Annotated in this window: 25 protein-coding genes and 2 other annotated features; of the genes, 22 read left to right on the top strand and 3 right to left on the bottom strand. The window is 46.1% G+C overall.

Annotated elements, in window-relative coordinates; genetic code table 11:
* The first annotated feature begins 44 nt into the window (after positions 1 to 44).
* Genes cymR through B3S86_RS09220 form a run of 4 tightly spaced genes read left to right on the top strand, consistent with a single transcriptional unit; the run spans position 45 to position 3,410 of the window.
* The gene (gene cymR, locus B3S86_RS09235) at positions 45 to 452 is read left to right on the top strand and encodes a cysteine metabolism transcriptional regulator CymR (protein WP_056062801.1); all 408 of its coding nucleotides are present in this window, start codon (positions 45 to 47) and stop codon (positions 450 to 452) included.
* A gap of 13 nt (positions 453 to 465) precedes the next feature.
* Positions 466 to 1,593, top strand: a complete 1,128-nt coding sequence (locus B3S86_RS09230; RefSeq protein ID WP_290751755.1) for a cysteine desulfurase family protein — start codon at positions 466 to 468, stop codon at positions 1,591 to 1,593.
* A gap of 16 nt (positions 1,594 to 1,609) precedes the next feature.
* Positions 1,610 to 2,731 (top strand): tRNA 2-thiouridine(34) synthase MnmA, encoded by a 1,122-nt coding sequence (mnmA, locus tag B3S86_RS09225; RefSeq protein WP_029342234.1) that lies wholly within the window; start codon positions 1,610 to 1,612, stop codon positions 2,729 to 2,731.
* Between the two features lie 13 nt (positions 2,732 to 2,744).
* Entirely contained in the window at positions 2,745 to 3,410 is a 666-nt protein-coding gene (locus B3S86_RS09220; protein ID WP_058703823.1) for a tetratricopeptide repeat protein, read from the top strand.
* Positions 3,411 to 3,457: 47 nt separating this feature from the next.
* Here the strand turns inward: B3S86_RS09220 and B3S86_RS09215 are convergent, their stop codons facing one another.
* Positions 3,458 to 4,006, bottom strand: a complete 549-nt coding sequence (locus B3S86_RS09215; protein ID WP_035406551.1) for a VOC family protein — start codon at positions 4,004 to 4,006, stop codon at positions 3,458 to 3,460.
* A gap of 116 nt (positions 4,007 to 4,122) precedes the next feature.
* On the opposite strand from B3S86_RS09215, the gene B3S86_RS09210 reads away from it, so the two are divergent.
* The 15 genes from B3S86_RS09210 to B3S86_RS09140 all read left to right on the top strand — a co-directional run bounded on the left by B3S86_RS09210 (position 4,123) and on the right by B3S86_RS09140 (position 20,283).
* Positions 4,123 to 6,348, top strand: a complete 2,226-nt coding sequence (locus B3S86_RS09210; RefSeq protein ID WP_056062464.1) for an ATP-dependent RecD-like DNA helicase — start codon at positions 4,123 to 4,125, stop codon at positions 6,346 to 6,348.
* 42 nt (positions 6,349 to 6,390) lie between these two features.
* Positions 6,391 to 6,601, top strand: a binding site (T-box leader).
* 57 nt (positions 6,602 to 6,658) lie between these two features.
* Positions 6,659 to 9,301, top strand: a complete 2,643-nt coding sequence (gene alaS, locus B3S86_RS09205) for an alanine--tRNA ligase (protein WP_214853112.1) — start codon at positions 6,659 to 6,661, stop codon at positions 9,299 to 9,301.
* A 34-nt stretch (positions 9,302 to 9,335) separates the two neighbouring features.
* The gene (locus B3S86_RS09200) at positions 9,336 to 9,605 is read left to right on the top strand and encodes an IreB family regulatory phosphoprotein (protein ID WP_029342229.1); all 270 of its coding nucleotides are present in this window, start codon (positions 9,336 to 9,338) and stop codon (positions 9,603 to 9,605) included.
* Positions 9,602 to 10,024 carry a Holliday junction resolvase RuvX gene (gene ruvX / locus B3S86_RS09195; protein ID WP_056062458.1) on the top strand — a complete coding sequence of 141 codons (423 nt, stop codon included), beginning with the start codon at positions 9,602 to 9,604 and terminating at the stop codon, positions 10,022 to 10,024. The genes B3S86_RS09200 and ruvX overlap by 4 nt, the downstream gene beginning before the upstream one ends.
* A 14-nt stretch (positions 10,025 to 10,038) precedes the next feature.
* The gene (locus B3S86_RS09190; protein ID WP_023468909.1) at positions 10,039 to 10,326 is read left to right on the top strand and encodes a DUF1292 domain-containing protein; all 288 of its coding nucleotides are present in this window, start codon (positions 10,039 to 10,041) and stop codon (positions 10,324 to 10,326) included.
* Positions 10,313 to 10,606: a DUF1292 domain-containing protein gene (locus B3S86_RS09185; RefSeq protein WP_023468908.1), complete on the top strand. Its 294-nt coding sequence runs from the start codon at positions 10,313 to 10,315 to the stop codon at positions 10,604 to 10,606. The genes B3S86_RS09190 and B3S86_RS09185 overlap by 14 nt, the downstream gene beginning before the upstream one ends.
* 78 nt (positions 10,607 to 10,684) lie before the next feature.
* Complete coding sequence (gene mltG / locus B3S86_RS09180; protein WP_035406563.1) at positions 10,685 to 11,833, top strand: endolytic transglycosylase MltG; 1,149 nt, start codon at positions 10,685 to 10,687, stop codon at positions 11,831 to 11,833.
* A 71-nt stretch (positions 11,834 to 11,904) separates the two neighbouring features.
* Complete coding sequence (locus B3S86_RS09175; protein WP_081780346.1) at positions 11,905 to 12,543, top strand: O-methyltransferase; 639 nt, start codon at positions 11,905 to 11,907, stop codon at positions 12,541 to 12,543.
* A 16-nt stretch (positions 12,544 to 12,559) separates the two neighbouring features.
* A complete protein-coding gene (gene udk / locus B3S86_RS09170; RefSeq protein ID WP_035406565.1) occupies positions 12,560 to 13,207 on the top strand; it encodes a uridine kinase in 648 nt (215 codons plus the stop codon).
* A gap of 56 nt (positions 13,208 to 13,263) precedes the next feature.
* Positions 13,264 to 13,737 carry a transcription elongation factor GreA gene (greA, locus tag B3S86_RS09165; RefSeq protein ID WP_029342224.1) on the top strand — a complete coding sequence of 158 codons (474 nt, stop codon included), beginning with the start codon at positions 13,264 to 13,266 and terminating at the stop codon, positions 13,735 to 13,737.
* 52 nt (positions 13,738 to 13,789) lie between these two features.
* Entirely contained in the window at positions 13,790 to 14,488 is a 699-nt protein-coding gene (gene mtnN / locus B3S86_RS09160) for a 5'-methylthioadenosine/S-adenosylhomocysteine nucleosidase (RefSeq protein ID WP_029342223.1), read from the top strand.
* A 106-nt stretch (positions 14,489 to 14,594) separates the two neighbouring features.
* Entirely contained in the window at positions 14,595 to 15,539 is a 945-nt protein-coding gene (locus B3S86_RS09155) for a beta-ketoacyl-ACP synthase III (RefSeq protein WP_290751733.1), read from the top strand.
* Between the two features lies 1 nt (position 15,540).
* Entirely contained in the window at positions 15,541 to 16,779 is a 1,239-nt protein-coding gene (gene fabF / locus B3S86_RS09150; RefSeq protein WP_056062450.1) for a beta-ketoacyl-ACP synthase II, read from the top strand.
* A 97-nt stretch (positions 16,780 to 16,876) separates the two neighbouring features.
* Complete coding sequence (locus B3S86_RS09145; protein ID WP_290751728.1) at positions 16,877 to 18,433, top strand: peptide ABC transporter substrate-binding protein; 1,557 nt, start codon at positions 16,877 to 16,879, stop codon at positions 18,431 to 18,433.
* Positions 18,434 to 18,639: 206 nt separating this feature from the next.
* Complete coding sequence (locus B3S86_RS09140; protein WP_056062443.1) at positions 18,640 to 20,283, top strand: peptide ABC transporter substrate-binding protein; 1,644 nt, start codon at positions 18,640 to 18,642, stop codon at positions 20,281 to 20,283.
* A gap of 100 nt (positions 20,284 to 20,383) precedes the next feature.
* On the opposite strand, the gene trpS is transcribed toward B3S86_RS09140, so the two are convergent.
* Both trpS and B3S86_RS09130 read right to left on the bottom strand, forming a co-directional pair.
* A complete protein-coding gene (gene trpS / locus B3S86_RS09135; protein WP_035406584.1) occupies positions 20,384 to 21,385 on the bottom strand; it encodes a tryptophan--tRNA ligase in 1,002 nt (333 codons plus the stop codon).
* Between the two features lie 51 nt (positions 21,386 to 21,436).
* Positions 21,437 to 21,642: a binding site (T-box leader), on the bottom strand.
* Between the two features lie 56 nt (positions 21,643 to 21,698).
* Positions 21,699 to 22,079, bottom strand: coding sequence for a DUF3899 domain-containing protein (locus B3S86_RS09130; RefSeq protein ID WP_290751721.1), 381 nt, complete (start codon positions 22,077 to 22,079; stop codon positions 21,699 to 21,701).
* Positions 22,080 to 22,351: 272 nt separating this feature from the next.
* Here B3S86_RS09130 and B3S86_RS09125 point away from each other — a divergent pair, with 272 nt between their 5' ends.
* The 3 genes from B3S86_RS09125 to opp3C all read left to right on the top strand — a co-directional run bounded on the left by B3S86_RS09125 (position 22,352) and on the right by opp3C (position 26,255).
* The gene (locus B3S86_RS09125; protein ID WP_290751718.1) at positions 22,352 to 23,965 is read left to right on the top strand and encodes a peptide ABC transporter substrate-binding protein; all 1,614 of its coding nucleotides are present in this window, start codon (positions 22,352 to 22,354) and stop codon (positions 23,963 to 23,965) included.
* A 332-nt stretch (positions 23,966 to 24,297) separates the two neighbouring features.
* Complete coding sequence (gene opp3b / locus B3S86_RS09120) at positions 24,298 to 25,224, top strand: oligopeptide ABC transporter permease (protein ID WP_035406592.1); 927 nt, start codon at positions 24,298 to 24,300, stop codon at positions 25,222 to 25,224.
* The gene (opp3C, locus tag B3S86_RS09115; protein WP_035406596.1) at positions 25,224 to 26,255 is read left to right on the top strand and encodes an oligopeptide ABC transporter permease; all 1,032 of its coding nucleotides are present in this window, start codon (positions 25,224 to 25,226) and stop codon (positions 26,253 to 26,255) included. Before opp3b ends, opp3C begins: the two co-directional genes overlap by 1 nt.
* Positions 26,256 to 26,264: the final 9 nt, after the last annotated feature.

The raw sequence follows: 26,264 nt of genomic DNA, 5'->3' as shown, positions 1-26,264 counted from the left end.
CACTTTTAGCTACTACTATACTAGAAAGGATGATCCTTCGCATGATGAAAATCTCGACGAAAGGGCGATATGGTCTGACGATCATGATCGCACTCGCGAAAGAAGCTGAATCTAAACCATTGTCCTTAAAAAAAATCGCGCAGATGTATGACTTATCTGAACACTACCTCGAGCAATTGATCGCACCACTTCGTAATGGTGGTCTCGTCAAAAGCGTCCGCGGCGCCTATGGCGGGTATAAACTCGGTCGTGAAGCACAAAGCATTACGGCGGGTGAAATCATCCGCCTGCTTGAAGGACCACTCGTCGTCGTTGAAGGTGATGCGTGTGACGAGGTCACGAAACGCAAACTGTGGGATAAAATCCAACAAGCAGTCGATCAAGTACTCGATTCAACGACGCTACAAGACTTAGCGGAAGAAGACGATACAGGATACATGTTCTATATTTGAGAGGTGAAAACGAATGAATTACTTTGACCATTCGGCGACGACGCCGATGCGTCCGGAAGTCCTTGAGGCGATGACGCCTTATTTGCTCGAACAGTATGGTAACCCATCGAGTGTCCATGCGGCTGGTCGGTCTGCTCGTGCAGCGATTGACAAAGCACGTCGGCAGATCGCACAAGAATTGAACGCGAAACCAACCGAACTGATTTTCACGAGTGGTGGAACGGAGTCGGATAACTATGCCATCTTCGGTGCGGCAGAGGCAGCGCGTGAAAAAGGACGTCATCTCATTACGACACGTTTTGAGCATCATGCCGTGCTCCGCGCCTTCGAAGAGCTCGAAAAACAAGGCTATGACGTCACGTATCTTGATGTACCAACGACAGGCGTCGTCTCATTGGATTCCTTGCAAGAAGCTGTCCGGGAAGATACGACACTTGTCTCGATCATGTTCGGCAACAATGAAGTCGGGACGATCCAGCCGATTGCGGCAATTGGTCAATTCTTACGGGAACGCGGTATTTTGTTCCATACGGACGCGGTGCAAGTGTTCGGAAAACAAGCAATTGATGTCGAAGCGTTACAGGTCGATCTTTTATCCGCGTCTGGTCATAAAATCAATGGTCCAAAAGGAATCGGGCTATTATATGTACGGACAGGTGTGAAATTAGCGACGCAGACGTATGGCGGAGAACAGGAACGCAAGCGTCGCGCTGGTACGGAGAACGTACCGGGAATCGTCGGTTTAGCGAAAGCGCTCGAACTGATGATCGCAGAGCGCGATCATCAGCAGGACCACATCAAACAACTGCGTAGCGTTTTGCTAACACGCTTGGATGAAAGTGGCGTCACTTACGAAGTCAACGGTGTTGAAGGATTGCCGAATGTCCTCAATCTTTACTTCCCGCAAATTGAAATCGAACCGTTCTTGATCATGCTTGATATGCGCCAGATGGCGGTATCGAGCGGGAGTGCATGTACGGCAGGATCCGTCGAGCCTTCGCATGTCTTGTCGGCGATGTATGGTGAAGATGAACGGACACGGGCATCGGTTCGGATCAGTTTTGGTCACGGAAATGAGCTCGCGCAAGTCGAACTACTCGCACAAGCCTTGCAAGATGTCGTAAAATCGTTTCAGAATTAACTAAGAGGTGAAATGAATGAATACACGAGCGAAAGCCCCGAGTGAAACGACAGTCGTCGTTGGGATGTCGGGCGGTGTCGATTCGTCTGTGACGGCTCATTTATTAAAAGAGCAAGGCTATAACGTCATCGGGATCTTCATGAAAAACTGGGATGACACGGATGAGAACGGCTTTTGTACAGCGACGGAAGATTATGAAGACGTCATCGCCGTAGCCAATCAAATCGGCATTCCGTATTATGCGGTCAATTTTGAAAAAGAGTACTGGGATAAGGTCTTCACGTACTTCCTCGATGAATATAAACTCGGTAGGACACCGAATCCAGACGTCATGTGTAACAAGGAAATCAAGTTCAAAGCCTTCCTCGATCACGCGATGCGTCTTGGTGCCGATTTCGTCGCGACAGGTCATTATGCACGTGCTGTCTATGAAGATGGAGAACATAAATTGCTTCGTGGTGTCGATGCAAACAAGGATCAAACATATTTCTTGAATCAATTGTCGCAAGAGCAAATCGCGAAGGCGATGTTCCCAATCGGTCACATGGAAAAATCAGAAGTGCGCCGGATCGCAGAAGAAGCGAACCTTGCAACAGCTAAGAAAAAAGACTCGACCGGTATTTGCTTCATTGGCGAGCGGAATTTTAAACAGTTCCTCGGTCAATACCTACCGGCACAACCCGGTGAGATGCGGACGCTTGACGGCAACGTCATGGGTCGTCACGATGGATTGATGTACTATACGATGGGGCAACGCCACGGGCTTGGTATCGGTGGCGACGGAGAACCTTGGTTCGTCGTCGGAAAAAACCTAAAAGAGAACATTCTCTATGTCGATCAAGGATTCCATAACGAATTATTGTATTCGGAAGGATTACTTGCTTCAGATGTCAGTTGGACATCTGAACGTCCAGTCGGTGAGACATTCCGTTGCACAGCGAAATTCCGTTACCGTCAACAAGATACAGCCGTCACGGTTCGTGTCCTTGAAGATGGACTCGATGTTTCGTTTGACGAACGTCAACGGGCGATCACACCAGGACAAGCGGTCGTGTTCTATGATGGAGACATCTGCCTCGGTGGTGCGACAATCGATGCAGCCTATAAAGCAGGCGAACGCCTCGCTTATTTAGCGTAAGGAGCAAAAGAAGATGAACTATAATGAAGTAGGGTTCCGGCATCTAGAAGCTGGAAATTATGAATTAGCAGCGCAAGCTTTTAATGATGCGATCGAACAAAACCCAAAAGATCCGACAGCATACGTCAATCTTGGAACATTACTCCAATCGATGAACGACGCTGATCGTGCCCTTCGTTTTTATGACCGGGCACTGATGATTGATAATACGTTTGCGAGTGCCTATTATGCGAAAGGCGCTCTGTTCTTTGCTGCCGATCAACTCGTCGAAGCAGAGGAATCATTGCGCGCGGCGTTATTGTACGGACTTGACGACGCGGATCTCCATTTCATGCTAGGGATGACGTATCAAAAACTCGGTGATCCAGTCCGCGGGTTGCCCCGTTTACAGCGTGCGTCAGAACTAAACGGTGTCGATATCGAGATCGCATTCCAATACGGACTTGCCTTAGCGCAAAACGAGAAGTTGGAAGAAGCGGTCGAGATGTTCGAGCACGTCTTGATGCTTGACGAAACGCATACAGATGCACGATACAATTATGCGATTGCTCTTGCCTTCCTCGGTCAACAGGAAGCCTGTTATGCAGAACTTGAAGCCGTTCTTGCCTATCAGCCGGAACACGCGCTTGCACGAGATGCAAAAGCGAAGATGGATGCGTTATTAAAACAAGCAGATTGATCTAAAAAAAGACGATTCCAGGCGGAGTCGTCTTTTTTGTATGGTATTTAATTCCCGACTTCACGGATGACACGAAGCGGAGGTCCGGAAAAGTCTTCATAGGCTTCATCCATGTTTTTCGTATACAGTTCGATGACGTTATTTTCTGTATCCTTGAAATAAGCGGAATACTCTTTTTGGTTCGAGGTCTCCTGTTCATCCCATTCTCTGAGCTTCACGGTGATTGAAGCTTCCCGAAGCTGATTTAAGGCTTGCTGGAACTCGTCCTTCTCAACGTAAAAGGCACAGTGGACATGGACTCCGCCTTCATCGTACAACGTATCCCATTCGGAGACCGGTAAATGTTTAACGGTTCGTTCTTCCATCGTGAAGTCCCGTTTCAGCCAAAGACCGAGTCGGGTGTTGCCGCCAATGTAGAGCCACGTTGCCCAGACCCCATCTTGTTTAGATTGTTCTTTGCTCGGCTCAGCATCCTCAGGTGCCCATTGCTCGACAATCGGAATACCAAGTGTCCCATTCCAAAAGCCAAGGGCGCGATCCATATCCTCGACTTCAAGTACTAATTCACACAATCCTGCAATCGGTAAACGTGCCATCCTTGAACTCCTCCTCTTAACGAAATGTTTCAGGGTATCTTTCCCTGATTTAAAATCCGGTAAACGAGTGCTATGATGAAAGCAGCGAATGAAAAAGAGAGAAAGAAGGTGGAGTGATGGAGCACCCCCATCAAGTCGTCGGGCGCGTCAAACGTGTGCTCTTTTCTTCTGAAGAGGAAGCACACTCCATTGTACTGGTCGCCGTCAAAGAAAAGAACTTTGAATTAAAAGAGACCGAGCTCGTCATTACGGGTACAGGAGTCGGAATCGAACTCGGAGGGACGTATCAAGCATTCGGTCGTCTCGTTGATCATCCTCGCTTCGGAAAACAACTGAAGGCGGAGCTGATTCGCCGATCGGTTCCGATGACCAAACATGCGACGATCCGCTTCTTGACGAATGGTTCGTTCACCGGCATTGGTCCGAAAACAGCGAAAAATATCGTCGATGCTCTCGGAGAAGACGCAGTGGATCTCATATTAAAGGATGAACGGGTACTGAATCAGGTGCCTGGGTTGAAACAAAAACAAGCCGACATCATATTGAATCGACTCGCCACGTTATACGGTGTCGATCAGTTGATGCTGTTCTTAGCACCGTTTGATGTCACACCGAAGCTAGCGGCAAAGATCTATGCCGCGTACGAGGGCGACGCCATGGCACGGATTCGGGAGAATCCGTATTCCTTGATGTATGAAGTAAACGGGATCGGCTTTAAGACAGCCGATCATATTGCCGCGCACCTCGGACTTGTCGGGCTACATCCAGAGCGTGTCGCTGCTTCGATCATGCATATATTAGAACAAGAAGCGGGCGAGGGACATGCCTTCGCGACGGTCGACTCTCTGTTGCAACGGGCACCCCGTCTACTAGGGGAAGATCCGGGAGAGCGGCTGGAACAAGCGATCGAACTGTTGCTCGCTGAAGATAAGGTCAAGCTTGAAGAAGGTTGCTTGTATTTACCGACGATCTTTTATGCGGAAGTCCGAGCGGCGAAGGAGCTAGCACGCGTCATGGCAAACGGTGCTGAACAAGAAGTCGATGTCGCGACGATTCTTGAAGCAATCGGGCACCTCGAAGAACAGTTTGGCATGGAATATGCCGCGCAACAGCGAGAAGCGATCGAGTTAGCGGTCAAAGCGCCGCTGATGGTCTTGACTGGTGGACCGGGTACCGGTAAGACGACTGTCATCAAGGGAATTTTGCATGCGTTGCAAGAAATTCATGACTGGCCGCTTGAGAAGAGTCGCGTCAAGACAGGGGATGTCTATCCATACGTCCTTGTTGCACCGACGGGACGTGCCGCTAAACGTCTATCGGAAGCAACAGATGTACCGGCGATGACGATTCACCGTCTCTTAAAGTATGACGGAACGAACTTCCAACTGAATGAGGATCAGCCGATCACGGGAAAAGTACTGATCATCGATGAATCGTCGATGATTGATATCTACTTGTTATCGAGTTTGCTTCGCGCCGTCCCGAATGGCATGAAGATCTTGTTCGTCGGTGACCGCGATCAATTGCCATCCGTCGGTCCAGGACAGGTGCTGGCAGACTTGATGGATACGGAAGGAATTCCCGTCGTCCGTTTGAACGTCGTCCATCGTCAAGCAGAAGATTCTTCGATATTGCGTCTTGCGCACGATTTGAAGAACCGGACGACGTCTGCTGATTTGTTATCACCACTTGCGGATCGCCGCTTCTATACTGCGTCTCCGCAAGAAACGTTACGGGGCATCTCGGCCTTCGCGGAAAAAGCACTCGCAAAAGGCTACTCGAAATTCGATGTACAGGTCCTCGCGCCGACCTACCGGGGTCAGGTCGGGATCGACGAATTGAATGTCGCCTTGCAACGCGTCTATAACCCGGAGGAACCGAAGAAACGGGAAGTCAAACAAGGAACGCGGATTTACCGGACCGGGGACAAGATTCTCCAGCTCGTCAACAATGCGGAAGAAAACGTCTATAACGGAGATATCGGCGAAATCGTCAATATCTTCTTCGCTAAAGAGAATGTCGATAAAGTCGATAAAATCATCGCCCGGTTCGATCAGACGGAGGTCGAGTACAACCGGAGTGATTGGGATCAATTCACGCACGCCTATGCGATTACGATCCACAAAGCGCAAGGATCTGAGTTTCCGATCGTCTTGATGCCGGTCTATTTCACGGGGGCGTTCAAACATTCCCGAAATTTAATTTATACGGCAGTTACTCGGGCAAAATCGAGTTTGTTATTATTCGGTGATCCGCGTGCGTTCCATAAAGCGTCGCAAGAAGAGGAACCCCGGCGCCGAACACGATTGATCGAACGACTCGGTGGGGTGACAAAGACTTGACGGATGCTGTTCGATAGGTAATAATCACGATAGATGAATGGACGTAACACGTTGATGGAAGATAAGTAAAAGGAAAACTCGAGTCCAGAGAGAAGTGAGTCTGCTGCAATCACTTTCTCGAGTCCCTTTGAAGCTCCTTCCGGAGTCGGGTGTAAACACCTGCGGGTCATCCCCGTTATCAGATGTTCGAGGTAGGCAATAGGTTGCTTACGAACGAGGGTGGTACCACGGAAGCGATGCTTTCGTCCCTTTTCAGGGATGAAAGCATCGCTTTTTTGCGTCCAAATAAAACCAATGGAGGTAACTGTTCATGAAAGCTCTAAAACCATTAACGGGTGCACAAATCCGTCAGATGTATCTTGATTTCTTCCAAAGCAAAGGGCATGCGATCGAACCGAGTGCTTCACTCGTGCCGGTCGAGGATCCATCGCTCTTGTGGATCAACTCGGGTGTTGCAACACTCAAGAAATATTTTGATGGTCGTGTCATTCCTGATAATCCACGTATCGTCAACGCACAAAAATCAATCCGGACGAACGATATCGAAAACGTCGGGAAAACAGCGCGTCACCATACGTTCTTCGAGATGCTTGGAAACTTCTCTGTCGGTGATTACTTCCGTGAAGATGCAATCAAATGGGGTTGGGAACTCTTGACGAGTGATGACTGGTACGGTCTTGACCCAGAACGTCTTTCGGTCACGATTCATCCGGAAGATGATGCAGCGCGTCAAATCTGGCTTGAACTCGGCGTACCGGCTGAGCGGATCATTCCGCTTGAAGATAACTTCTGGGAAATCGGTGAAGGTCCATCTGGTCCGAATACGGAAATCTTCTTCGATCGTGGTCCAGCTTTCGGAGACGATCCGAACGATTCAGAACTTTATCCAGGTGGCGAAAACGAACGCTATCTCGAGATCTGGAATATCGTCTTCAGTCAGTACAACCACGACGGACACGGCAACTACACGGAACTTCCGCGTAAAAACATCGATACTGGGATGGGACTCGAACGGATGGCGTGTGTCATGCAGGACGTGCCGACGAACTTCGATACGGATCTGTTCATGCCGATCATTCATAAGACAGAAGAAATCAGCGGCAAGATATACCGTGATGATTCGAAACTTGATGTAGCATTCAAAGTCATCGCAGACCACATCCGTACTGTATCATTTGCAATCGGTGATGGGGCTCTTCCTTCGAATGAAGGACGTGGATATGTCCTTCGTCGTTTACTACGCCGTGCGGTTCGTTATGCGAAGATGCTCGGGATTGAACGTCCGTTCATGTATGAACTCGTTGATACGGTCGGGAACGTCATGGTTGACTTCTACCCACAAGTTCCGGAAAAAGCGGACTTCATCAAACGCGTCATTAAAAACGAAGAAGAACGTTTCCATGAGACGCTTCATGACGGTCTTGCAATCTTGAACACGGTCGCTCAGACGTCTAAGGCAAACGGTGAGCACGTCATCAGTGGCGAAGATGCGTTCCGTCTGTATGACACGTATGGTTTCCCACTCGAATTGACAGTTGAGTATGCGGAAGATCATCAGATGTCTGTTGATGAAGAAGGCTTCAAACAAGCGATGGACGCACAACGTCAACGTGCGCGGGCAGCACGTGAAGAGAGCGGTTCGATGCAACAACAATCGGAAGTCCTCTCGACACTAAAAGATAAAAGTACGTTCGTCGGCTATACCGACCTTAAGGCGGATGCAAAAATCATCGCATTGTTGCATGATGGAGAACGAGTCACAGAAGTGGCTGCTGGTGAAGAAGCGCAAGTCATTCTCGATATCACGCCGTTCTACGCTGAAAGTGGTGGTGAAGTCGCGGATACAGGAACAATCGAAGGCAAAGACTTCGTTCTTGATGTCAAAGATGTTCAAAAGGCACCAAACGGTCAAAACTTGCATACGGTCATCGTCCGTACAGGAATCGCAACGGAAGCGGCGGATGTCGTTGCAAACGTCGAAGCAGCAGAACGTAAAGCCGTCACGAAAAACCATACAGCAACACACTTGCTTCATAAAGCATTGAAAGACACGCTCGGAACACACGTCAACCAAGCGGGATCACTTGTTTCTCCAGAACGTCTCCGCTTCGACTTCTCACACTTCGGTGCCGTGACACAAGAAGAGTTGACAAAAATCGAACAAGACGTCAACCAAGCGATCTGGGCATCATTACCGGTTGATATCGAAGAGATGAACATCGCTGATGCAAAAGCAAAAGGCGCGATGGCATTGTTCGGTGAGAAGTACGGGGAAACGGTCCGTGTCGTCTCAGCAGGCACATACTCGATTGAATTGTGTGGCGGAATCCACGTCGGAAACACTGCAGAGATCGGTCTGTTCAAGATCGTCTCAGAGTCTGGGATCGGTGCAGGTACACGCCGGATCGAAGCCGTGACAGGTGCAGGCGCGTATCGTGTGATGAATCAACACTTGGAAACACTCGAACAAGCAGCAGCTGTCTTGAAAACGAAAACGACGGAAGTTCCGGTCCGTATCGAAGCACTGCAACAACAACTTCGTGAGACGGAACGGGCGAACGAATCGTTGCAAGCAAAACTTGCGAACATCGAAGCTGCTTCACTAAAGGACGATGTTGAGGAAATCAACGGCGTACGTGTGCTTGCAAAACGTGTCGACGTCTCAGATATGGATGCCCTTCGCGGTATGATGGATGAGTTGAAGAGCTCACTCGGATCAGCAATCATTGTTCTCGGTAGTGCGCAAGGTGAAAAAGTCAATCTCGTCGCAAGCGTTTCAAAAGATTTAATCGACCAAGGCTATCATGCTGGTAAATTGATCAAGGAAGTCGCAACACGCTGCGGTGGTGGCGGTGGCGGTCGCCCTGACATGGCTCAAGCTGGTGGGAAAGATGCGTCGAAATTAGAAGAAGCACTCGCGTACGCTTCACAATACGTGCAATCACTGGCATAATAGAAACGTAGTGTATATGAAAGAGGTGATGAACGTGAGTCAGATGGATCAAACGATGAAATTCAACTTTCCAGAAGACGATAACAAAGCAGCGACACGGGATGTGTTGTTGACGGTCTATCATGCTTTAGAAGAAAAAGGATATCATCCGATCAACCAAATCGTCGGCTATCTCCTATCTGGAGATCCTGCTTACATTCCTCGTCATAATGACGCACGTAACTTAATTCGTAAGATTGAACGCGACGAATTGCTCGAAGAACTCGTGAAATCTTATTTGGCGGAGAGTGGAAATTCAAAATGAAACGTGCAATGGGACTAGACGTCGGTTCGAAGACGATCGGGGTAGCGGTCAGTGACTTGATGGGCTGGACGGCGCAAGGTGTCGAGACGGTCAAGTGGACGGAACCGGATTACCCAGAAGCCTTCAAACGGCTCGATGTCATCATGGAGACATACAATGTCGAAATCCTAGTCATTGGTCTTCCGAAAAACATGAACGGTTCCATCGGTCCCCGTGCGGAGGCGAGTGAAGCCTTTGCGAAGGAAATCGAACAGCATACTGGGCTTGAAGTCGTCTTCATGGATGAACGGTTGACGACGATGCAAGCAGAACGGATGCTGATCGATGCCGATGTCAGCCGCAAGAAACGAAAACAAGTCATCGATAAGATGGCTGCCGTCATGATCCTGCAATCGTATTTGGATCGGGCGAATCGATGAAGGGAGAGAAACCGATGGCTGAAGAAAAACGTCAGTATCTCTTTCCAGATGAAGAGGGCGGCGAACATCTTTTCGAAGAATGGTACCGTTACTCAAGTGAACGTACAGGAAAAACCTATCTATTTCTTGAAATGATCGGTAACCCTGACGAAGGAGCGGATGATCTAATCATCTGTGAGATCGATGAATATGGAGAAGGCGAAGATGATTTTGAATTGAGCCTGATCGATGAAAATGATGAGCAAACTTGGGATGAACTCGAGCTTGCGTTAAAGGAGCGGATCACTGATGCAACAGAATGAGCCAACACGTTACGTAATTCCGGACGGCGAAGGAAATGATTTCGAATTCGTAGAACGTCTGCGTTATGAAAGCCCACGTTCGAGCAAGACATACATCTTCCTCGAGCCAATCGGAGCAGATTATGACGAAGCAGAAGAAGTCGATATCTTCGTTTACGAACTCGACGAATACGGTGATGGAGACAACGACTTCAACCTCGTACCAATCGACGAAGACGATACAGCGACTTGGGATGAAATCGAAGAAGTCTTTAACACGCTCGAAGATCAGTTAGACTAACCCGACTCATGACAGGTGACGTCGTAAGAGACTTTCTCTTACGGTGTCACCTTGTTTTAAGAGAAGAAGGAGGAACCGATGGAGAACGAATGGAAGCAAAATGCTGAAATCGAAAAAAGGCGACGCCGGACATCACGCCGGATCACGCTGATCATCCTTTCTGTATTGTTGACGATTTTTCTAGTTACCAGTGCGGTCATCTATGTCTTTTTGAAAAATGCGCTTGAACCGGTCGATGAAGCAGCGACGAAATCCGTCAAAGTCGAAATTCCTTTAGGCGCAGGAACGAGTACGATCGCTTCCTTACTAAAGGAAAAAGATTTGATTGCAAACGAGACGATTTTCCGTTATTACGTCCGTTATAAGAATGAATCGTCATTCCAGGCGGGTACATATACCCTGTCACAAGCCATGTCCCCGGATGAAATCATCAATGAATTGAAAACGGGAACGGTCATGAAGGCAGCGGATGTGAAAATCACGTTACCTGAAGGCATCACGATGGATCGTCAAATTGATTTAATCGCGAAAGCGACGAAGTTCAAAGAAGAGACGATTCGTAAAGAATTGACGGATGCGATGTTCATCGATGCCATGATTGAAAAATATCCGATGTTGACGGATGAAGTGAAGAAGAATGGCGTCTTGTACGCACTTGAAGGATATCTCTTCCCAGCAACGTATGAGTTCGATAAAGGAAAAAGCATTGATCAAATCGTCGAGACGATGCTCGACGAGACAGAAAAAGTCTACGATGAAAATGAGGATGCCATTCGAAAGTCAGGCATGACCTTCCATGAAGTGCTCAGTCTCGGTTCAATGGTCGAGCGTGAAGCCGCGACACCGAAGGATCGTCGTGAAATCGCAGGCGTCTTCAAAAACCGTTTAGATGATGGCATGAAACTTCAGTCGGACCCAACGGTTTGGTATGGCACAGGCGAGAATACGGCATTGACGACGCTGAAGGATCTTGAGAATAACTCGAAGTACAATACGTATAAGTACGAAGGAATTCCGATTGGTCCGATTTCAACGGTCAGTAAGGATTCCGTATTAGCTGTCTTGAACCCGAATAAAACAAAATATGTCTATTTCTTCGCCCGTCCACCAAGTGATACACATCCACGAGGACAGATTCTTTACGAAGAGACATATGAAGAACATCAAAGAAACGTCGTTAAGTATAAACCGGAATGGGTGGAATACGAAGCGAGTAAAGAGCAATGAGCAACGGGTTGGGTTGAAGCGGAAATGACGCTTCAAGTCAACCTGTTTATGCGGAAGAGGGAGTGAATGGCGTGAAGGATTTCACGACCTATGTCGAATCGATGATTCATCCTCGTGATGCCCTACTAGAAGAAATGGAGCGTTATGCGGAAGAACATCATATACCGATCATCGAGTTGACCGGTTCCGAAGTCTTGTTGTCGCTCCTGCGATTACAGCAACCGAAGCGTATTTTAGAAGTCGGAACAGCAATTGGTTATAGTGCGATCCGGATGGCACGCGCGTTACCGGATGCGCGTATTACGACAATCGAACGGAATGCAAAGCGGTATGAAGAAGCAAAAACCTTCATCGCCCGGTCAGATGTGGCGGATCGGATTGACATCATTTTTGGTGATGCAGTAGAATTAGCCGAAACGCTTGAAGACCAGTTTGATGCAGTCTTCATCGATGCAGCTAAAGGACAGTATAAAAAATTCTTTGCGGGATATGGGCGACTCATTCCAGAGGGTGGCGTGCTTTATACGGACAATCTCTTCTTACACGGAGATGTCCTTGAGCCTGACCCGAAGACGTTCGATCGAAGAAGACGTCGGCTCGTGCGTCTCGTCAAAGAATTCACGGTCTGGATGATGGAACAAGAACAATATGATACGACGATTTTTCCGCTCGGTGACGGTGTATCCGTCAGTCGGAAAAAGTCGAAATGATGGAGGAACGAATGACATGCAAAAACCGGTAGTAATAGGCGTAGCGGGCGGAACGGGTTCAGGGAAGACGACGGTGGCACGTTCACTTGTCGATGCGTTCCCAAGCGAATCAATCGTCATGATTGAACAGGACGCATACTATAAAGACCAAAGTGAATTATCAATGGAAGAGCGATATCAGACAAACTATGATCATCCATTTGCTTTCGATAATGGTCTTTTGATCGAACACATTCAAGCGCTCCGCGAAAACATTGCCGTTGAAAAACCGGTATATGATTATGTCGCACATACACGTGCTCAAGAAACGATTCGTCTCGAACCACGTGATGTCATCATCGTAGAAGGAATTTTAGCGCTTGAAGACGAACGGTTACGGGAACTAATGGATATTAAGGTGTTCGTCGATACGGATGCGGACGTTCGCATTCTTCGTCGGATGCAACGTGATATCAACGAACGTGGGCGTTCAATTGATTCTGTCGTTGAGCAGTACACGAATGTCGTCCGTCCCATGCATCTACAGTTCTGTGAACCGACAAAACGTTATGCGGATATCATCGTACCAGAGGGCGGCGAAAACCACGTGGCAATCGATTTACTCGTAACGAAAATCCGAGCGATCCTTGATTATCGTTCGGCACTTGATCAAAGAGGATATTGATTCCAAAAAAGATGTGAATATACTATACTAGTGGAATAAAAAGGAGCGTGACAAAAATGGCAGAAAAGCAATACTACATGACGCTTGAAGGTAAAGCGAACATTGAAAATGAATTGAATGAATTGAAGTCAGTCCGCCGGAAAGAAGTCGTCGAGAACATCAAGATCGCCCGTTCGTTCGGTGACCTTTCAGAGAACGCAGAGTATGACTCGGCAAAAGAAGAGCAAGCAATGGTCGAAGGTCGGATTGCTCAACTCGAGGAGATGCTTCGTAACGTTGCGATCATCTCGGAAGAAGAGAAGGATATCTCAGTCGTCGGTATCGGTACGACGGTGACGTTCTTGAGTGTCGAAGACAATGAAGAAGATACGTACACAATCGTTGGTAGTGCGGAAGCAGATCCGTTCACAGGTAAGATTTCGAACGAATCACCAATCGCAAAAAGTTTAATGGGGCACCAAGTCGGAGATCAAGTCTCTGTACCAGCACCAGGCGGCGAATACGCAGTAAAAATTACATCGATCAAATAAAGAACACAGGAGCCGGAGCAATCCGGCTTTCTGTTTGATGGAGGAATGGACCATGCCAATCGCAATCATCGGCGCAATGGAAGAGGAAGTCAACTTATTGCGCAACGAGTTGTCAGAACGTAAAGATACAGTCATTGCAAACTATCATTTTTATGAAGGACTCTTGAATAGCGTTCCTGTCGTCATTTTGAAGTCAGGAATCGGGAAAGTGAACGCTGCGATCGGTACGACATTATTGCTTGACCACTACAAACCAACTGCTGTCATCAATACCGGCTCAGCAGGCGGATTTAAAGAAGGCTTAACGGTTGGGGATGTCGTCGTCTCAACAGAAGTACGTCACCATGACGTAGACGTGACAGCGTTTGGTTACGAATATGGTCAGGTACCTGGAATGCCAGCTGCCTACCAAGCAGATCCAAAGCTCGTAGCAACAGCAGAAGCTGTCATCGAGCGCATGGATGCAATTCGTGTCGTTCATGGATTGATCGCGACAGGTGACTCATTCATCCATGATTCAGAGCGTTCTGCTCAAATCAAGGCGCACTTCCCAGAAGTCGCAGCCGTCGAGATGGAAGCTGCGCCAATCGCACAAGTCTGTCATCAGTTTGGTGTTCCGTTCGTCGTGACACGTTCGATTTCAGATAGCGCTAATGAAGAAGCGTCACTCTCGTTTGATGAATTCCTCGAGATTGCGTCAATCAATTCCGCTAAAATGGTCATGGAAGTCGTTCGGACGTTAGCAGAATGAGGTAGAAGGAAGGGCACGGGAGACCTTGCTCTTCCTTTTTTCTTTGACAAAAGCAAATTAACGCTTTATATTAGTACCAGATACTAATAACAAAAGGGGATGCCTTATGAAGATCGGGATTGTAGGATTAGGAACGTCTTTGCCATCACGTCGCGTAACGAATGATGAGCTAGCAACGACGCTCGACACAAGTGATGAATGGATTCGGACACGAACAGGAATCGGGGCACGACGAATTGCAGCCGATGATGTGGATGTAACAGACTTAGCGACAGAAGCGGCTCAGAAGGCACTCGATGATGCTGGATTGACAGTAGAGGACATCGGCTTGATCATTGTCGGAACGGCAACAGGACGTGCGTTCCCTTCTACAGCCTGTATCGTTCAAGAGCGCCTGGGAGCACGAGGGGCGACCGCTTTTGATATCAGTGCGGCCTGTAGTGGATTCATCTTCGCATTACAAACAGCTGCAAGCATGTTATCAACAGTCAAAGGAAAACATGCACTTGTCATCGGTGCCGAAAAAATGTCGAGCATCGTTGACTGGTCAGACCGGTCGACAGCGATTTTATTCGGGGATGGTGCAGGAGCGGTCGTCATCGGACAAACTGAGCAAGAGGGATTAAATGCTTTTGAACTCGGAACAGACGGACGTGGAGCCCATCTGTTGTTTAAGGATATCGATGGACCAATCGAGATGAACGGTCGCGAAGTCTTTAAGTTCGCCGTTCGTAAATTACCGGAAATCGTTGAGAAGGTCATTCAAAAAGCAGACAGCACGCTTGAAGATGTCGATATCTTGATTCCGCATCAGGCGAACCTACGCATCATCGATGCAGCGTGCGAACGACTGCATATTCCGCAAGAAAAAGTCATCGTTACGATCGATGAGCATGCGAATACATCTGCTGCTTCGATCCCACTCGCACTCGAAGAAGCACGTAAGCAAGGTCGTCTGACACTAGGTACGAAACTTGTACTTGCTGGCTTCGGTGCCGGATTGACTTGGGGAGCAGCATATATTACTTGGACTAAAGGAGAGAACACATAAGATGATGAGAAAACGCGTTGTAGTCACAGGAATCGGGGCATTGACACCAATCGGGAATGATGCGAATACATTCTGGGATGCATTAAAAGAAGGAACGAACGGAATTCGTCCGATGGAGCGTCTTGATATCGATGAGTATCCAACGAAGGTTACGGGCGAATTACAGAACTTCGACGTCACAGAATTCATCGAGGCGAAAGAAGCACGTAAAATGGACCGCTTCGTTCATTATTCACTTGTCGCAAGCATGGAAGCTGTAAAAGATGCTGGAATCGACATTAAAGAAATTGCAGAACGCGCTGGGGTCTGGATCGGATCTGGAATCGGTGGCGTTGAAACGATCGAGAAACAAGCGAAAATCTACTTTGAACGTGGACACCGTCGTGTCAGCCCATTCTTCATTCCAATGATGATTCCGAACATGGCAAGCGGTCAGGTATCGATCTATACCGGAGCCAAGGGACCGAATAACTGTTCCGTCACTGCATGTGCTTCAGGAACGAATGCCATTGGAGAAGCACTGCGTGTCATCGAACGTGGCGATGCGGATGTCATGATCGCTGGTGGAGCGGAAGCACCGATCACGAACTTAGCATTTGCTGGTTTTTGTGCCAACAAAGCGATGTCGACGAATCACGATCCTGAAACGGCAAGTCGTCCATTTGATGAAGGACGTGACGGATTCGTCATGGGAGAAGGCGCAGGTATCCTGATTCTTGAGGAATACGAGCATGCGGTAGCACGTGGTGCGAAAATCTATGCAGAGGTCAGTGGGTATGGATTAACAGCTGATGCGTATCACATCACAGCTCCGGATCCAGACGGAGACGGTGGAGCACGCGCGATGGCGATGGCGATTCAAGATGCGGGCATCACTCCGGAGGCAGTCGGATACATCAATGCTCATGGAACGAGCACACCGATGAACGACATTCTTGAAACAAAAGCGATTCACAGTGTCTTTGGTGAACAAGCGAAACAACTCGTCGTCAACTCAACGAAATCGATGATCGGTCACTTACTTGGTGGAGCAGGTGGTGTCGAGGCGATTGCGACGATTAAATCGTTACAAGAACAAACAGTTCACCCGACGATCCATCTGAAACAGCCGAGTGAAGGCTGTGATCTCGACTACGTGACAGAAGGTTCACGTCACGTCGAAATGACTTATGCGCTCAGCAACTCGCTTGGGTTCGGTGGACACAACGCATCACTCGTCTTCAAACGGTATGAAGCTTAAGCTCAAGCGACTCCCTTGAAACATCAAGGGGGTCGCTTTTTTGATGAAATTCTGATTCAATAGAGAAATGCGTGTTTGACGCAGAAAGGAGTCGTTTATGGCTAACATCACAAAAAAGACATCGATCATGGCACTGCTCCTATTTTTACTGATTGCACTTAGTGGCATGCTCATATATCGTCTGTCGTCGTCTCAAGAAACTAAAACAAGTAACGAAACAAAAACAGCAAAAGTCGAACTGATTGAATCATCGCTTCCGAAAACGTCAGATATTGCGCTGGCGACAGATAGTCGTTCACAGACACTTTTAGCGCAATTGTATGAAGGATTATATGTCTTTACTTCCGGAACATCGGTCCGTCGAGGTTTAGCGCAGGATATGTCAGTCTCGAAAGATCGATTGACGTATACGATTCAACTCAAAGAAACGAAGGATGCCAATGGTCAGCCGATTACGGCGCAGCAGTTCGTCGATAGTTTTCGGCGTATCGCTGCTAATCAAACCAATTCACCGTATGGTTTCTTGTTTGAAGTATTTAAAAATGGACGCGCCGTCAATGATGGAAAAATGAAACCAGAGCGTTTAGGAGTCAAAGCCAAAGGACGCAATCAACTCATCATCACGTTGAATCAGCCGGTTTCGAATCTAAAGGAATTACTTGCGATGTCCGTCTTCTATCCACAACCGGAATCAAAGAAGTGGGAAGAACTTGTTGGAAATGGTGCATTTACACTAGAAAAAATGTCGAAAAGCGGATATACGCTTAAGAAAAATGATCAGTATCATCAGCAAAACGTTGTCACAGTAGCGAAAATAGAAAGCCGTATCACTCCCGATCATCAGACGCAATGGAGTTCGTATGAGAAAAGCAAGGCGGCTATCCTTCCATTACAAGAAAGTGTCGAAACACAAGGTGATCAGGTTTCACGACCGACCTATCAAAAAAAGCGGAGTGGTGTCTTTTATATCGCCTTTAATCAAAAAAATGACACGTTCCGCGATACGACACTCAGAAAGCGGATTGCTTACGCCTTGATGGAAAAAGAATCGGTTCAACTTCCTTTAGGGTATGCAGGTATTCCGACGAATCGATTCGTCGTCACGGATACGAACGTATTGATGTCAGAATCCGTTCAAGAGAAACCTGAAAAATCACAAGAACATAGTAAACAACAAATTGAGATGCTTAATTTTGATGATCCACAAGCAAAACGGATTGGGGAACAACTCGAAACCTATCTTGAGAAACAAATACCTGAGATTGATATCATTCTTAAGCCAGTCGCGATTGAAGAGAAAATCGACAAAGAACAATCATCACGATATGCGATGACTTTGACTGGATGGATGCCAGATTATCCAGGACCGCTAGCCTATTTAAATCAGTTCGTCTCAGACAATCCTTTAAATTCGGTGAATTACCAATCCAAGGTATACGACCAGACAGTTGAAAAAGCAAGAAAAGAAAAAGAGATAAAACGAAAACAAGCACTCTATCATCGAGCCGAAGAACGGTTAATCCATCAGGATGCTGTCGTCGTTCCTTTGTATCAGACGACTGAGAAATTATATGTTTCTGATACGATTCAAGGAATTGAAGTACCGATTTATGGACCGGAATACCTACTCCGCTCGATGAAAATTTTAAAATAATCACTTAACTGGGACCATTATTTCTTAAGGTCCCAGTCTTTTTTGAAAAAATATTTAGAAAAATCGGATAAAAGGTTTGCAAAATTATCAGAACATTGTAAACTATTTGTAACGAAGGGTTTGATTCGAATATAGTAATTCTTTTTTTTTCGGTCAAAAACCTGACAGTATCATTTTTTTTAGAAACCTAGGGGGGTCATCGTAACATGAAGAAGAAAAGCTTTGCTTTAGCTACATCGGTAGCACTCGTATCAAGTGCGTTCCTCGCAGCTTGTTCGACAACGGATTCAGGCGACAAATCGGGCGACACAGGTTCAAGCAAAAAATCAAATGATCAAACACTTAACTTGATCGAAGGTTCGGATATCCCGACACTCAACCCGACGACTTCAACAGACTCAGTTTCATTTAACGTATTGAACAACACGATGGAAGGTCTTTACCGTCTTGATGACAAGCAGCAGCCGACTCCGGGTATCGCTGAAAGTCACACGGTTTCCGATGACAAATTAACATACACGTTCAAATTACGTGATGCGAAATGGTCTGACGGTACACCAATCACGGCAAAAGACTTTGAATATGCATGGAAAGAAGTTCTTAATCCAGAGAACGCTTCACAGTATGCATATGTCTTCTACAATATCGAAGGTGCAGAAGAGTACAACACGAAGAAAGGTGATCGTGATGCTATCGGCGTTAAAGCAGTCGATGACAAAACGCTCGAAGTTAAACTAAAAGCACCTGCAGATTACTTCCTCGGACTCACTGGATTCGGACCATTCATGCCGAAATCAGAAGAACTCTCGAAGAAAATCGGGAAAGACTTCGGTTCGACTGCAGATAAATCGCTGTACAACGGACCATTCAAGTTAACAGAATGGACACGTGAGCAAGGCTGGAAAATGGTTAAAAACGATAACTACTGGGATAAAGATGCCGTTAAACTCAAAACGATCAACGTTAAGGTCGTTAAAGAGACAGCGACAGGCGTTAACTTATATGAAAAAGGCGACATCGATCGTACAGGTCTAACTTCTGAGTTCGTTGCCCAGTACAAAGACAATAAAGAGTTCAAAACAAAAGGTGAATCAACGATCTTCTACCTTTACCTCAACACAAAGGTAAAAGCACTTGATAACGAAAAAATCCGTCGCGCAATCGACATGGGTTACAACAAAAAAGGAATCACGGATGTCATCCTTGCAAACGGATCACTTCCAGCAAACTACCTCGTACCAAAAGATTTCGCGAAAGATGCTGACGGAAAAGATTTCCGCGACAAGTATCCGGCATTCAACGAATACAATGCCGATGAAGCGAAAAAACTTTGGAAAGAGGGTCTCAAAGAAATCGGTCAAAAATCGGTTGATCTTGAGCTCTTGAACTATGACAGCGACGACTCGAAAAAAATCGGTGAGTTCTTGAAAGGGGAACTTGAGAAAAACCTTCCAGGTATGAAGGTTACAATCAAGCAACAACCATTCAAAAACAAACTTGATCTTGAAAACAAAGGTGACTTCCAGTTCTCACTCGCAGGATGGGGTCCTGACTACCAAGATCCAATGACGTTCCTCGATCTCTTCGTCACGGGTGGACCATACAACCGTGGTAAATGGTCGGACAAAGAGTACGATAAACTCATCAAAGATGCACAAACTCAAACAGATGCAGCAAAACGTTGGTCTGAACTACAAGAAGCTGAAAAAATCCTTCTTGATTCAGCAGCAATCTCACCTGTTTATCAGCGTGGACGTGCATTCCTCGTTAAACCATACGTTAAAGGAGTCGTCGAGCATAACTTCGGCGCAGACTTCTCATACAAATGGGCTTCGATCGAAGGAAAATAAGCAAAATAAAAACGGCTTCCGAATCAAATCGGAAGCCGTTTTTTTATCTGTGACATATAAAAAAGACCGGGACATCACGGTCTTTCGCGTAGAGGATGAATTATCTTTTTACTTTCGCACGTTTCCGTTGTAAGCCCATTGCCTTTTCAATCTTCGCAAGTTTTTTTGCAGCGACTGCTTCTGCGCGATCACGTCCAGCGTCGAGAATCTGATCAAGCTCTTCAGAATCAATCAATTCATAATAGCGCTGTTGAATCGGTTCGAGTTCCGCAATGATCGCTTCCGCAACATCTGCTTTAAATGTTCCATAATTCGAGCCTTCGTATTTTGCTTCAAGAGCTGGAATCGAGATACCAGCGAGTAGGGAGTAGATCTCAAGTAAATTCGACACACCTGGTTTGTTTTCTCGATCGAATTTTACGATACCTTCTGAGTCTGTGACAGCTGATTTCACTTTTTTACGAATGACATCTGGTGCGTCAAGCATTGAAATGAAGCCTTTCGGATTCTGATCAGATTTTGACATCTTTTTATCTGGTGTCGTCAAACTCATGATTCGAGCTCCTGATTCAGCAATGATTGGTTCTGGTAATGTGAACGTCTCATAATAGCGGCTATTAAATCGTTGCGCTAAATCCCGCGTTAACTCAATATGTTGTTTTTGATCGTCACCGACCGGAACGAGTTCCGCGTCGTAGAGTAGGATATCAGCTGCCATGAGTGTCGGGTAGACGAACAACCCTGCACCAATCCGTTCTTTTCCTTGTGATTTATCTTTATATTGCGTCATGCGTTCTAGTTCACCCATACCGGAAAGACATGTCAACATCCAGCCGAGTTGCGCGTGCGCTTTGACTTCTGATTGAACGAAAATCGTTGATTTTTCTGGGTTCAGACCACTTGCGATATAAAGAGCAGCAAGGGCGCGTGTATTGTTCATCAGTTCAACACGATCGATATCGACCGTGATCGAATGCAGGTCGACGACGCAATAATACGCATCATGACCATCCTGTAAGTTCACGAAGTGCTTCATGGCACCTAAGTAATTTCCGAGTGTGACCGTTCCTGTTGGTTTGATACCTGAGAAAATCGTTTTCATAATGAAATCCCTCCAAATAATAAAATCAAAATAAAAAACGCCCCTTGAAAATCAAGGGACGAGTCATCGCGTTGCCACCCAAGTTGCTATTTACATAGCCGCTCAATTTGCTGTAATGGGCAAACCCATCTGACTCTACTTGATTCGAATCAGCCACTCGAAAGTCCATTCACTTAGGCATCACCTGTCCATTTTCAGCACCATGGACTCTCTGAGAGGAATGGATCTAAGTTACTACTCTTTGTCGTCGTGTTTTCTTGTTTGATTAGCTTGAGTTTACCATACCTTAGGTAGAGCGTCACGTTGATTTCGTTTAAAAATATGAGATGATAAGTGAGACGACGATGAAGATGATACCGCTTGAGACATAGGGTTTCGTCCGTGCTGAAGCACGGCGTTGCTTTTTACGAAGCACTTCTTCCTCTTCGTCCTCGTCTTCGTAATAATCTCCGTCAATCTCTCGCAACTTTGCTTCCCGCTGCTTTTTGAATCCAGCTGTCATGCCGCGGAAGAAGCCGTTAGCAGACATGTTCGAGAAGAATCCTACTGCAATTAACAAGAATCCTGCTATGAATAAACCACCAGACAGATGATACAAGATGCTGTGTGTTGAATCCGTCATAGTTGCCCAAATCGTGTAAAGCAGAACAAGAATGACCGCAATGATGACCGGTCGGAAATACGTCGATCGCATGAAAATCCCCCTTTACGTACATAGATATTCTTAGTATACGAAACTTTTAATGCTGTTACGAATCGGTAACAAACGAATGATGCAAAATAGCAAATAGTGTGACTATTCACTTGACGTTAATGCTATTCTCACATAAAATCAATTTATCACTTCGTTTAAGTTTTTGAAACTAGGTCAATGCATTTTGGGGAATACATTGCAGTTTCGACGGGACGTTATTGATGTCATAGGCATTATGGCAACTTGAAAATTGAAAAGGAGATGACTTACCGATGAAGAAAAAAACAGTCGGTCTCGCTTTATCAGTCATGCTTGCAGGAAGCGCAGTGCTTGCTGGATGTTCGACAGGTGGTGGAGACAAAGATTCAGGTTCGACAGACGGCAAGAAAAATCTACGTTTAACGGACACTTCGGATATCACGACAGTGGATCCAGCAAAAGCTACAGATTCCGTCGCTTTCAACATGATCGGAAACACGATGGAAGGTCTTTATCGTTTAGACAAAGACGGAAAAGCCATTCCAGCACTTGCAGAAAAAACAGATATCTCAAGCGACAATTTGACGTATACGTTCACACTTCGTGATTCGAAATGGTCAGACGGTTCACCCGTCAAAGCACAAGATTTTGAATTTGCGTGGAAACGTGCTGCTGATCCAAAAACAGGTTCTAGTTACTCATACATCTTTGACACGTTAAAAAACGGCTCTGATGTCACGCAAGGTAAAAAACCTGTTGATGAACTCGGCGTTAAAGCGATCGATGATAAAACGTTAGAAGTAAAACTCGAGCGTCCAGCTCCGTATTTCCTCTCACTGACATCGTTCGGTACGTATACACCAATCAGTGAAGACTTCTACAAGAAAAACGAGAAAGACTTCTCGCTTAAACCAGAAAAATTGCTTTATAACGGGCCTTTCGTTTGGGAATCTTGGAAAACGGATTCAAAACGTGTTCTGAAGAAAAACGATAACTACTGGGATAAAGATGCTGTCAAACTCGACGAAGTCACGATTAGTGTCGTTAAAGATACGTCAACAGTCGCAAACTTGTATGATTCAAACGAAATCGATTACGCAGGTCTAACTTCAGAGCAAGTTGAAGCTTACAAATCGAAACCTGAATTCAAGACAGCGCTTCGCTCTTCGATCGCTTACTTGAAATTCAACAACGAAGATAAAACGATGAAAAATGTCGATGCGCGTAAAGCAATCGCTCGTGCGATCGATCCAAAAGGGATCACGGATACGCTTCTTGCGAACGGTTCGATTCCAACAACAAGCTTCATTCCAAAAGACTTCGTCAAAGATGCATCAGGCAAAGACTACACGAGCGACATCAACTGGTTCGACCGTGACGCGAAAGAAGCAGCAGATCTTTGGAAAAAAGCAAATGGCGATAAGAAAACGACGATTGAATTGCTTTCGTTCGATAGTGAAGATGCGAAGAAAATCGGTGAGTACATGAAAGGTCAAATCGAGAAGAATCTTCCGAACGTCACGGTTTCGATCAAACAACAGCCGTTCAAGAACAAACTCGATCTTGAAACAAAAGGAGATTATCAAATCTCTTACTCACTTTGGGGTCCAGATTATCAAGATCCAATGTCTAACCTGTCCATCTTCGAATCAACGAACAGCCAAAATGACGTGAAGTACAAATCAGCTGCGTATGATAAATTATTAAACGCGGCAAACGATGAGTCAGACTTGACGAAGCGTTTAGATTTGTTCAAACAAGCTGAGGCGCAATTGATTGAAAAAGATCAGGCCATCGCACCAATCTATCAAGCGGGTTCTGCATACTTGAGCCGTCCGACGGTCAAAGATTTCAACCGTCAATTGTTCGGAGCAGATTTCCAATACAAATATGTTGATGTGAAGTAATCGAGAACGGGAGCGTCCCTAAGTCAGTTCGGGTGCGCTCCTGTTTTATACTACTTTGAATGAACGGAAACTCATTTTTAGCGGAAATGTGAAATTTTCGTAAAAAAGTGGTTCTAATTACTTTGTTAGCAAAGTATAATGGAATCAAACGAAAAATTCTGACTATTGGACGACGTTAAAAAAGCGTCTGATCGAACATCGAATCAAAGCACAATTAAAAAGAATTTTAAATTTTTATAACAAAATTCTTGAATGTTCCGACAATTGTGGGTCATACTGATTTTATTGATGTTTCGAAAAAAACAGAAAATCTTTATAGGGGGTGCCATCTTATGGGCCGTTATTTAGCTCAACGCCTGGTTTACGGCGTATTGACGTTTTTACTCATCGCTTCGTTCACTTTCTTCCTGATGGATCTGCTACCAGGTTCACCATTCCAGAACCAGGAGAAACTTTCTCCTGAACAGTTGAATATCCTTCGGGATAAGTACAATTTGAATGATCCACTACCACAACGCTATGCAGCGTACATGGTTAACTTATTCCAAGGAGACCTTGGTGTATCGTTCAAATATGACAGCCGTCCAGTTACAGATTTAATTTCTGAACGAATTGGACCATCGGCTCAACTTGGAGTTCAAGCACTCGTACTTGGTGTACTCTTAGGTCTCGTACTTGGTGTAGTTGCTGCACTTCGTCACAACACAGTTGTCGACTACGGAGCAATGTTCATCTCGGTTCTCGGGATTTCAGTACCATCTTTCGTATTCGCCTCACTCCTTCAGTATTATGTCGGCGTGAAATGGGGCGCTTTGCCAGTAGCGTTCTGGGAAAGTCCGGCGCATACGATTCTACCAACGATTTCGTTGTCTCTTGGGGTCACCGCCTCGATTGCCCGATTCGTAAGGACGGAAATGCTTGAGGTTACAGGTCAGGATTACGTCACGTTAGCTAAAGCAAAAGGCCTAGATGGTCAATCAATCACTTGGAAACACATGGTTCGGAATGCATTGATTCCAGCTATTACGATTCTTGGACCTATGACTGCTGCATTGATTACAGGTACATTTGTCATCGAAAAAATCTTTGCTGTACCTGGGCTTGGTGAGTTGTTCGTATCGTCAATCACACAAAATGACTATACAGTTATCATGGGTACGACGCTGTTCTTCTCAGCAATCTTCATTCTCATGATTTTAATCGTCGACTTGCTATACGGTGTCGTTGATCCACGGATTCGTTTGGGGGGTAGTAAATAATGGCTGAACAAAATTCAAATGCAAAAGCGGAACAGTTCGATTCATCATTGTTTCAACAAGTTGAGTTCAATGAACAAGCCGGTGAACGAATTGCCGGTAAAAGCTTAAACTTTTGGCAGGATGCTTGGATGCGCTTGCGTAAAAACAAAGCAGCGATCATTTCTCTTGTCTTGATCATCGTGATTGCCATCATGTCATTAGCGGGTCCTGCAATCTCTGGTAAAGATGCTTATACCCAAACAATCACTCAAGCTAAACTTCCACCTAAAGTAACAGGATTAGAGTGGGCTGGCTTTGATGGTATGGCAACACTTGGTGAGACACCAATCGATTTTTATAAACAAAAACAAGTAAAAGAAAATTATTGGTTTGGTACGGACCACCTTGGTCGTGATCTTTGGTCACGTGTCTGGGAAGGGACTAAAATTTCACTCTTCATCGGTTTGATGGCAGCGCTTATTGACGTTCTCGTCGGTGTCACATACGGTGGTATTTCAGCTTATTACGGCGGTCGCGTCGATAATATCATGCAACGGATCGCGGAAATCCTGACAGGGGTACCGAACTTAATCCTGATCATCCTCTTCATCTTGATTCTTGAACCAGGAATCACGACGATCATCCTCGCGATGACGATTACTGGTTGGATCGGGATGAGTCGACTCGTTCGTGGTCAGATCCTGAAACTAAAGAACCAAGAATTCGTTCTCGCAGCACGTACACTTGGTGCTTCTAGCGCACGTTTAGTCTTCAAGCATTTGATTCCAAATACCTTGGGTACAATCATCATCTCGCTCATGTTCACGATTCCTGGGGCAATCTTCTTCGAAGCTTTCCTAAGCTTCATCGGTCTTGGGCTTGCACCACCGCAACCGTCGCTTGGTACACTGATCAATGAAGGGTACAAAGAACTTAAGACGTTTCCTTTCTTGCTCGTCGTTCCATCGACAGTGCTCGTACTCCTCATGATCAGCTTCAACATGTTGGCAGATGGATTACGTGATGCGTTCGATCCACGTCTACGTCGCTAACAAATATTA

Source organism: Exiguobacterium sp. UBA3968 (assembly GCF_002385115.1).
In the GTDB taxonomy this organism is placed as follows: domain Bacteria; phylum Bacillota; class Bacilli; order Exiguobacteriales; family Exiguobacteriaceae; genus Exiguobacterium_A.
Note: the sequence above shows the minus strand (reverse complement) of the source record. Positions and strands in the feature narration are given on the sequence as shown.